This is a genomic window from Streptococcus sanguinis (assembly GCF_019929145.1).
In the GTDB taxonomy this organism is placed as follows: domain Bacteria; phylum Bacillota; class Bacilli; order Lactobacillales; family Streptococcaceae; genus Streptococcus; species Streptococcus sanguinis_U.
The window spans coordinates 1-7,412 of sequence record NZ_JAHZOW010000008.1 but is presented as its reverse complement, the minus strand read 5'-3'; the positions used below and the strand labels follow the sequence as shown (position 1 = coordinate 7,412).

Annotated in this window: 6 protein-coding genes, 17 tRNA genes and 1 rRNA gene; all 24 read left to right on the top strand. The window is 42.1% G+C overall.

Going from position 1 to position 7,412, the window contains the following annotated elements; translation table 11 throughout:
- A 5S ribosomal RNA gene (gene rrf, locus K1I94_RS11140) occupies positions 1-89 on the top strand; the annotation flags it as partial.
- A 3-nt stretch (positions 90-92) separates the two neighbouring features.
- A tRNA-Val gene (locus tag K1I94_RS11135) sits at positions 93-165 on the top strand.
- Positions 166-181: 16 nt separating this feature from the next.
- Positions 182-254, top strand: a tRNA-Asp gene (locus tag K1I94_RS11130).
- Positions 255-283: 29 nt separating this feature from the next.
- Positions 284-356 (top strand) — tRNA-Lys (locus K1I94_RS11125).
- Positions 357-361: 5 nt separating this feature from the next.
- Positions 362-443: transfer RNA gene (locus tag K1I94_RS11120), tRNA-Leu, on the top strand.
- 16 nt (positions 444-459) lie between these two features.
- Positions 460-532, top strand: a tRNA-Thr gene (locus tag K1I94_RS11115).
- 14 nt (positions 533-546) lie between these two features.
- Positions 547-618: transfer RNA gene (locus K1I94_RS11110), tRNA-Gly, on the top strand.
- A 7-nt stretch (positions 619-625) separates the two neighbouring features.
- A tRNA-Leu gene (locus K1I94_RS11105) sits at positions 626-711 on the top strand.
- Positions 712-742: 31 nt separating this feature from the next.
- Positions 743-816, top strand: a tRNA-Arg gene (locus tag K1I94_RS11100).
- 20 nt (positions 817-836) lie between these two features.
- Positions 837-910 (top strand) — tRNA-Pro (locus K1I94_RS11095).
- Between the two features lie 5 nt (positions 911-915).
- Positions 916-989 (top strand) — tRNA-Met (locus tag K1I94_RS11090).
- A gap of 13 nt (positions 990-1,002) precedes the next feature.
- Positions 1,003-1,076 (top strand) — tRNA-Ile (locus K1I94_RS11085).
- Between the two features lie 12 nt (positions 1,077-1,088).
- A tRNA-Ser gene (locus K1I94_RS11080) sits at positions 1,089-1,178 on the top strand.
- A gap of 19 nt (positions 1,179-1,197) precedes the next feature.
- A tRNA-Met gene (locus tag K1I94_RS11075) sits at positions 1,198-1,271 on the top strand.
- 5 nt (positions 1,272-1,276) lie between these two features.
- Positions 1,277-1,349: transfer RNA gene (locus K1I94_RS11070), tRNA-Phe, on the top strand.
- 20 nt (positions 1,350-1,369) lie between these two features.
- A tRNA-Gly gene (locus K1I94_RS11065) sits at positions 1,370-1,440 on the top strand.
- 33 nt (positions 1,441-1,473) lie between these two features.
- Positions 1,474-1,547, top strand: a tRNA-Ile gene (locus tag K1I94_RS11060).
- 9 nt (positions 1,548-1,556) lie between these two features.
- A tRNA-Ser gene (locus K1I94_RS11055) sits at positions 1,557-1,644 on the top strand.
- A 72-nt stretch (positions 1,645-1,716) separates the two neighbouring features.
- Positions 1,717-2,532, top strand: coding sequence for a rod shape-determining protein MreC (mreC, locus tag K1I94_RS11050; protein ID WP_223315329.1), 816 nt, complete (start codon positions 1,717-1,719; stop codon positions 2,530-2,532).
- Position 2,533: 1 nt separating this feature from the next.
- On the top strand, positions 2,534-3,034 hold the full coding sequence (gene mreD, locus K1I94_RS11045; RefSeq protein WP_002907638.1) for a rod shape-determining protein MreD: 501 nt from the start codon (positions 2,534-2,536) through the stop codon (positions 3,032-3,034).
- 96 nt (positions 3,035-3,130) lie between these two features.
- On the top strand, positions 3,131-4,345 hold the full coding sequence (gene pcsB / locus K1I94_RS11040) for a peptidoglycan hydrolase PcsB (RefSeq protein WP_009660204.1): 1,215 nt from the start codon (positions 3,131-3,133) through the stop codon (positions 4,343-4,345).
- Between the two features lie 124 nt (positions 4,346-4,469).
- Positions 4,470-5,435, top strand: coding sequence for a ribose-phosphate diphosphokinase (locus tag K1I94_RS11035; RefSeq protein ID WP_223315328.1), 966 nt, complete (start codon positions 4,470-4,472; stop codon positions 5,433-5,435).
- Positions 5,436-5,749: 314 nt separating this feature from the next.
- Positions 5,750-6,319, top strand: a complete 570-nt coding sequence (locus tag K1I94_RS11030; protein WP_002905703.1) for an LPKTxAVK-anchored surface protein — start codon at positions 5,750-5,752, stop codon at positions 6,317-6,319.
- Between the two features lie 94 nt (positions 6,320-6,413).
- A complete protein-coding gene (gene srtB / locus K1I94_RS11025) occupies positions 6,414-7,256 on the top strand; it encodes a class B sortase, LPKTxAVK-specific (protein ID WP_223315327.1) in 843 nt (280 codons plus the stop codon).
- Positions 7,257-7,412: the final 156 nt, after the last annotated feature.

Below are 7,412 nucleotides of genomic sequence, written 5' to 3'. Positions count from 1 at the left end.
CCTGTACCCATGCCGAACACAGCAGTTAAGCCCTAGAACGCCGGAAGTAGTTGGGGGTTGCCCCCTGTGAGATATGGTAGTCGCTTAGCGAAGGGAGTTTAGCTCAGCTGGGAGAGCATCTGCCTTACAAGCAGAGGGTCAGCGGTTCGATCCCGTTAACTCCCATATTCTGAAAAGAATAGGTCCCGTAGTGTAGCGGTTATCACGTCGCCCTGTCACGGCGAAGATCGCGGGTTCGATTCCCGTCGGGACCGTTGAAGTCGAGACGATTTCAAAAGTAAGAGACTCGTTAGCTCAGTTGGTAGAGCATTTGACTTTTAATCAAAGGGTCACTGGTTCGAGCCCAGTACGGGTCATAAGAGCGGGTTTGGCGGAATTGGCAGACGCACCAGATTTAGGATCTGGCGCTTTAGGGCGTGGGGGTTCAAGTCCCTTAACCCGCATATAAGATAATAATGAGCCGGCTTAGCTCAGTTGGTAGAGCATCTGATTTGTAATCAGAGGGTCGCGTGTTCAAGTCATGTAGCCGGCATTTTTGAATAGGATGCGAACGTAGTTCAGTGGTAGAACATCACCTTGCCAAGGTGGGGGTCGCGGGTTCGAATCCCGTCGTTCGCTTGAGGCGGCCGGGGTGGCGGAACTGGCAGACGCACAGGACTTAAAATCCTGCGATTGGTAACGATCGTACCGGTTCGATTCCGGTCCTCGGCATAGACTTGTAAGAGGCAGTAGAAGAAGATGAGCACCCTTAGCTCAACTGGATAGAGTACCTGACTACGAATCAGGCGGTTAGAGGTTCGACTCCTCTAGGGTGCATTAAGTGAATAACTTAAGTTCGGGAAGTAGCTCAGCTTGGTAGAGTACTTGGTTTGGGACCAAGGTGTCGCAGGTTCGAATCCTGTCTTCCCGATAGATGGCGGTGTAGCTCAGCTGGCTAGAGCGTCCGGTTCATACCCGGGAGGTCGGGGGTTCGATCCCCTTCGCCGCTATAATGATCTTGTCGGACCTTTAGCTCAGCTGGTTAGAGCTCTCGGCTCATAACCGAGTGGTCGTAGGTTCAAGTCCTACAAGGTCCATAGTGTTATCTTGGAGGATTACCCAAGTCCGGCTGAAGGGAACGGTCTTGAAAACCGTCAGGCGTGTAAAAGCGTGCGTGGGTTCGAATCCCACATCCTCCTTAGGGACAAATAGTATTGACGCGGGATGGAGCAGCTAGGTAGCTCGTCGGGCTCATAACCCGAAGGTCGTAGGTTCAAATCCTGCTCCCGCAATAATTGGCTCGGTAGCTCAGTTGGTAGAGCAATGGATTGAAGCTCCATGTGTCGGCGGTTCGATTCCGTCTCGCGCCATACATTATCATAGTGGTGATGCGGGTGTAGTTTAGTGGTAAAACTACAGCCTTCCAAGCTGTTGTCGCGAGTTCGATTCTCGTCACCCGCTTTGAACGAAAGTTCATACCAAGTTTTCAAACTTGGGCGCGTAGCTCAGGTGGTTAGAGCGCACGCCTGATAAGCGTGAGGTCGGTGGTTCGAGTCCACTCGTGCCCATAAAATATTGGAGAATTACTCAAGAGGCTGAAGAGGACGGTTTGCTAAATCGTTAGGTCGGGTAACCGGCGCGGGGGTTCGAATCCCCCATTCTCCGTATAATGAGGAGTTTAGCATTTGCTATCTCCTTTTCTTATACTTTCTCGTCCTTTTTTGTGAGGTTTTTCTGATGAATCGATTTAAAAAGTCTAAGTTTTTGATTTCTTTTTTTGTATTAGTTGTTGCAATGACGATACTCATCCTATCTACCTCTTCTAGTTGGTTTGTATCAACTACTTCAAATATTATTTCATTGGTAGATAGACTTGTTGGCTCTCCTTTTGCTTTTGTAGCTGATAAAAAAGAAGAAATGTCAGATTTGATGTCTACTTATAGAGAGAATCAGCAGCTCAAGAAAAATCTTTATGAGCTTGAGGAAAAGGCTGGGAAGGTAGATTCCTTAGAAGATGAGAATGAGCAGTTGCGAAAACTTCTGGAATTTAAAGAGGCTGATAAAAATCAAATACAAATTGCCAGCGAAGTGATTGCCCGTACGCCAGCATCCTGGAAAAATGAGCTGACTATTGACAAGGGGACATCTGATAATGTGACAGATGCTATGCTAGTAGTCGCTAATGGTGGTCTGGTCGGAAGTGTTTCTGAAACTAGTAGTCAGTCTAGCTTGGTTTCTCTACTGACTAACGAGGAAAACTCAACTAAAATTTCTGTTAGAATTCAAACGAAGTCTGGTCCAGTTTATGGGATTATTACGGGTTATGATGCAAAAAACTCTGCTTATAGCATCAGTCAGTTAAATAGTGCTGAAGATATAAAAGAGGGAGATGAGGTGGCAACCAGTGGCTTGGGTGCTTATAATGCAGAAAATATTCCTGTCGGTAAGGTACTTTCCGTGTCTGAGGCTAAGGATCAGTTAAACAAGATTGTTCTGGTTAAGCCGGCTGCGGATTTGTCGGATATCCGTGCTGTAATGTTGGTAGGGAACTGATATGAGAGATATTAAAGAACATCTTTTGACTCCTATTATTTTATTTTTTGTTTTACTGATTGATGGGCAGATTTCGACTTTTCTGGCTAATATTCTGCCTTTGCAATGGCACCTAGTAAGTCATTTTATCTTTATTTTCATGCTTTTTGTTTCCATCAACCTCTCTAAAAACTATAATATTCTCTTATTTTGCTGTCTGGGGCTGATTTACGATGTTTATTATTTTCATACCATCGGTATTGCTCTTATTCTTTTTCCTCTTTTAAGTCTCTTGGTTTGTCAGTCTAGTTCGACTATGCTTTTAAATAAATTTACTCGCTTTTTATCTGTTCTGATTCTTGTATTTTTATTTGAATTAACCAGTTTTGCTTTTGCAGTATTTTTGAATCTTTCTAGTCTGAATTTGCAGGATTTTGTCCTTAGCAGTTTAGTACCGACTATCCTTCTCAATGGCTTGATATTCCTCATTTTTCAGCCTATTTTCGAAAAAATGTATTTATGATAAACAAGAAATAAAAATGTAATAAAGGCGTAACATATGATACAGCATTTTCTGGTATACTAGTTAATGTCTTATAAGAAGGAGTGTATTATTTTTATGAAGAAAAAACTACTCACATCAATTTTATTGAGTACAGTTATCCTTTCACAAGGAGCTGCACTTGTGAGCGTTAAAGCGGAGACAACTGATGAAAAGATTGCTGCACAAGACAGCAAGATTAACAGTTTGACAGAGCAACAACAATCAGCTCAGGCACAAGTTAACGAGATTCAAGGACAAGTATCTGCTATTCAAAAGCAACAAGAAGAGCTTAAAGCAGAAAATGAAAAATTGTCTGCTGAATCTGCAAAACTTTCTGCAGAGATTGACGAGCTGTCTAAAAATATTGTAGCTCGTAATGAGTCACTTGCAAATCAAGCACGCAGTACCCAAACAAATGGAACTGCTACTAGCTACATCAATACAGTTGTAAATTCTAGCTCTATTACAGAAGCTATCTCTCGTGTAGCAGCTATGAGCGAAATTGTTTCAGCAAATAATAAAATGCTGGAACAACAAAAGAAAGATAAAGAAGTAATTGCTGAAAAGCAAGTTGCGAATAACGAAGCTATCAATACTGTAATTGCTAACCAAGAGAAGTTAGCTGATGATGAGCAAGCTTTGGCAACAAAACAAGCTGAACTGAAAGCAGCTCAGGCCAGTCTTGCGGCTGAAAAAGCAACTGCTGAAAACGAAAAGAATTCTCTTCTTGAAGAAAAAGCAGCAGCTGAAAAAGCAGCAGCTGAAGCAGCAGCTCGTGAAGCAGCTTATAAAGCAGAGCAAGAATCAAAACGCCAAGCAATTGAAGCTTCAGGAAATACTACCCTGCAAGCTCAAGTTCAAGCAGTTGTTAATTCAGCTCCAGCAGCTGAAGCAGCGGCTCCAGCAGCACCTGCAGTAACTCAATCTGTTGCCCGTGCAAATAGACCAGTTTATAGCTCATCTGCCTCTTCTTATCCAGTAGGTCAATGTACATGGGGTGCTAAGACATTAGCTCCTTGGGCTGGCGATTACTGGGGTAATGGTGGACAATGGTCTGCAAGTGCAGCAGCAGCAGGCTTCCGTGTTGGTTCACAGCCAGAAGTTGGAGCGATTGCATGTTGGACTGACGGTGGATACGGACACGTTGCAGTAGTAACAGCTGTTCAATCTACTACAAGCATCCAAGTATCAGAAGCAAACTACCTTGGACAACAATCAATCGGTAACTACCGTGGATGGTTTAATCCAACAACTGCACAAGGTACAGTTTCATATATCTATCCGAACTAATCAGTAAAAAGCGCCTCTGGCGTTTTTTATTTTTAATTGAAAAATCAACTGAAAAAAGTTACAATGGTAGTTGGGAAAAGTTGTAATTGGACAATGAAAGACGATTTAGAATCTGGAGGGAATCATGTCTTTTTCTGATTTAAAACTCTTTGCTCTTTCTTCTAATCAAGAATTAGCGCAGCGTGTTGCTCAAGAGATTGGATTGCCACTTGGAAAATCAACTGTCCGTCAGTTCTCTGATGGTGAGATTCAAGTGAATATTGAAGAATCTATTCGCGGGAAACACGTCTTTATTTTGCAGTCTACCAGCTCGCCAGTCAATGATAATTTGATGGAAATCTTAATTATGGTAGATGCTTTGAAACGGGCTAGTGCTGAATCCATTAATGTTGTCATGCCTTACTATGGCTATGCTCGGCAGGATCGCAAGGCTAGAGCTCGTGAGCCAATTACATCTAAATTAGTTGCTAATATGTTGGAAATTGCTGGTGTGGATCGGATGCTGACTATTGACTTGCACGCAGCGCAAATTCAGGGCTTCTTTGACATTCCAGTGGATCATTTGATGGGTGCACCTTTGATTGCAGATTACTTTGAGCGCCGTAATATGACAGGGGGCGACTATGTGGTAGTCAGTCCTGACCATGGTGGTGTGAGTCGTGCCCGTAAGTTAGCAGAGTTTCTGAAAACACCGATTGCGATTATTGATAAGCGACGCAGTGTGGACAAGATGAACAGCAGTGAAGTCATGAATATCATTGGTAAGGTGGAAGGAAAAACTTGTATCCTAATTGATGATATGATTGATACAGCGGGAACTATCTGCCATGCAGCTGATGCTCTCGCTGAAGCAGGGGCTGTAGAAGTCTATGCTAGCTGCACTCATCCAGTCTTGTCTGGTCCTGCTATGGATAATATTCAAAAATCGGCGATTAAAAAATTGGTTGTGCTGGATACGATTTATCTGCCTCAAGAGCGCTTGATTGATAAGATTGAGCATATTTCAATTGCGCATCTTTTAGGGGAAGCCATTGTCCGTATTCATGAAAAACGGCCGCTGTCACCCTTGTTTGAAATAGGTAAAAAATAATCTGTGATATATGGCTGGGATACATAATTTCTGGCCTCTTCTTTATTTTATTCCTACTATCTTTTTTAAAAAAAGTCCAACATTCACTTTAAAAGAAAATTCAAATTACTTGATGTTTCAAATATAAATAAATGACCATTTAAATAGTTGGTAAATTGACAATTTGTCTCATCCCTTGGTATTATTTGGTTTTAAAAATTTTTATGTAGTAAAATTCTTGACTTTTTTAAGAGTTCGAACTATACTTAGTAGTAGGTAATATTAGGTAACGGGGAGTTACAATTATTTTTGAAAAGTAACGAGGAGATGAGATAATGAAAAAGGTTTTGCTTTCAAGTGCTGTGGCCCTTTCACTTTTCGCGGCTGCTGCACCAGTATTTGCTGAGGGTACAGCCAGTCTTTGGGTTAATGACATTGATAATAATGAAGTTCCCCAAGGCAGTACGGACTCAGAATCTAATAAAGTTATGGATGAATTGCAGGCCTATAGAGATGCACAATCAGCTCTGGATCAGCAAGTTGCTGAAGCTAAGAAAGCTCCGGTTGGCAAAAGTGCTGTGATGGAGGATCAAGCTGGTAACAAAGTTCTTGTTATTGGTGAGGGAGAGTCGGCTAATGCGGATCAGCCTTCAGTGGCACCATCTACTACAGATCCATCTACACCGGCTTATTCGGCAGCACCTTACTCCACAGCCTCTTCATCAGTTCCAACTTTTCCAGCACCGTCTCAATCTTCGGCGGCATCCTCTTCAACAGCAGGTAAAAAGAAGGCTAAAAAATCAGAAAATAAAGCAAAAAAAGCTCCGGAAGCAAAAGAAGAGAACAAGGAAAATGAGGAAAATTCTGAAGAAAAGTCACTTCCTAAGACAAGTGCAGTCAAATAATTTTGTCTTTAATTTGTGCTAACGCCTAAATATCACTGAGCCTTCGTTCGGTGATATTTTTTGTAAAAAATGAAAAATAAAGGATTTTTAGATTATGCAAGAAAAAGATAGGAGTCAAGCTTCGAATAAAAAACAGCTCCTTGTTGTTGGCCTCTGCCTCCTGCTGATTGTTCTGGTTATTTTTTCTGTTTTTTATTCTTTCCGTTCATCAGCATCAGGCAGTAAGCTTCGAGTTTCGCATCCTAGTAGGATTGAAACGTCAAGCTCATCTGCATCTTCAAGTCAGACAGAAAAGGAATATTTAGCAGAGCGTTTTGCTAAACTGAAGACTGTGAATTCAGAAACGATAGGCTATGTCTATGCTCCTGGTACACAGTTGGATGAGCCAGTGGTGCAAACGAAAGATAATGCGACTTATCTGCTGAAGACTTTTGAAGGAAAGCAAGAGCCCTATATGGGAGCGGTCTTTATGGATAAGGACAATCATAAAGATTTCAGTGATCGTCTGACTTGGCTTTTCGGGCATGCTCGGGGTAGCAAGGCAGGAGATCATCGCATGTTTAATGATGTCAACTACTATGATCGTCAGGATTATTTTGACAAACATAGATATGTCGTGATTGAGACTCCTGAGCGTAAGTATTATTATCAAGCTATGGGACTGGTCATCGTGCCGGAAGAGACTGCTTTTTATCGGACGGAGTTTAAGGATGACGAGGACTTTACGACTCAGCTTAGAAATATCTATGAGGCTGCTCGGACAAAGGATCCTAAGATCCAGATTAAGGCGAGTGACCGGTATTTGGTTCTCTCAACCTGCCGTGAAGAAGACGATACGATTCGTTCTAACCTTTATTTGCGGCAGATTCCTGATTCGGAATTGGCAGATTTTCTGACCAAGCATGGCAAGGAATTGACCTATACTCCGACTCGTTGATTGGCCAGTCACATGAGATGTGGCTATATCCATTATCTAGCAATAAAGAATTTTAAGGCAAGGAAAAAAGGGACTAAGTGTGTACTGACCCCAAAAAGTTAGACAAATAATTTAAGTGAAGGATTTAGTTCTGTATTGTACAGGACTAAGTCCTTT

Bases quoted from the DNA above. Each gene is read 5' to 3' on its own strand.
- mreC (WP_223315329.1), top strand. From the start codon at position 1,717: ATGAATCGATTTAAAAAGTCTAAGTTTTTGATTTCTTTTTTTGTATTA.
- K1I94_RS11035 (WP_223315328.1), top strand. From the start codon at position 4,470: ATGTCTTTTTCTGATTTAAAACTCTTTGCTCTTTCTTCTAATCAAGAA.
- K1I94_RS11030 (WP_002905703.1), top strand. From the start codon at position 5,750: ATGAAAAAGGTTTTGCTTTCAAGTGCTGTGGCCCTTTCACTTTTCGCG.
- srtB (WP_223315327.1), top strand. From the start codon at position 6,414: ATGCAAGAAAAAGATAGGAGTCAAGCTTCGAATAAAAAACAGCTCCTT.
- pcsB (WP_009660204.1), top strand. From the start codon at position 3,131: ATGAAGAAAAAACTACTCACATCAATTTTATTGAGTACAGTTATCCTT.
- mreD (WP_002907638.1), top strand. From the start codon at position 2,534: ATGAGAGATATTAAAGAACATCTTTTGACTCCTATTATTTTATTTTTT.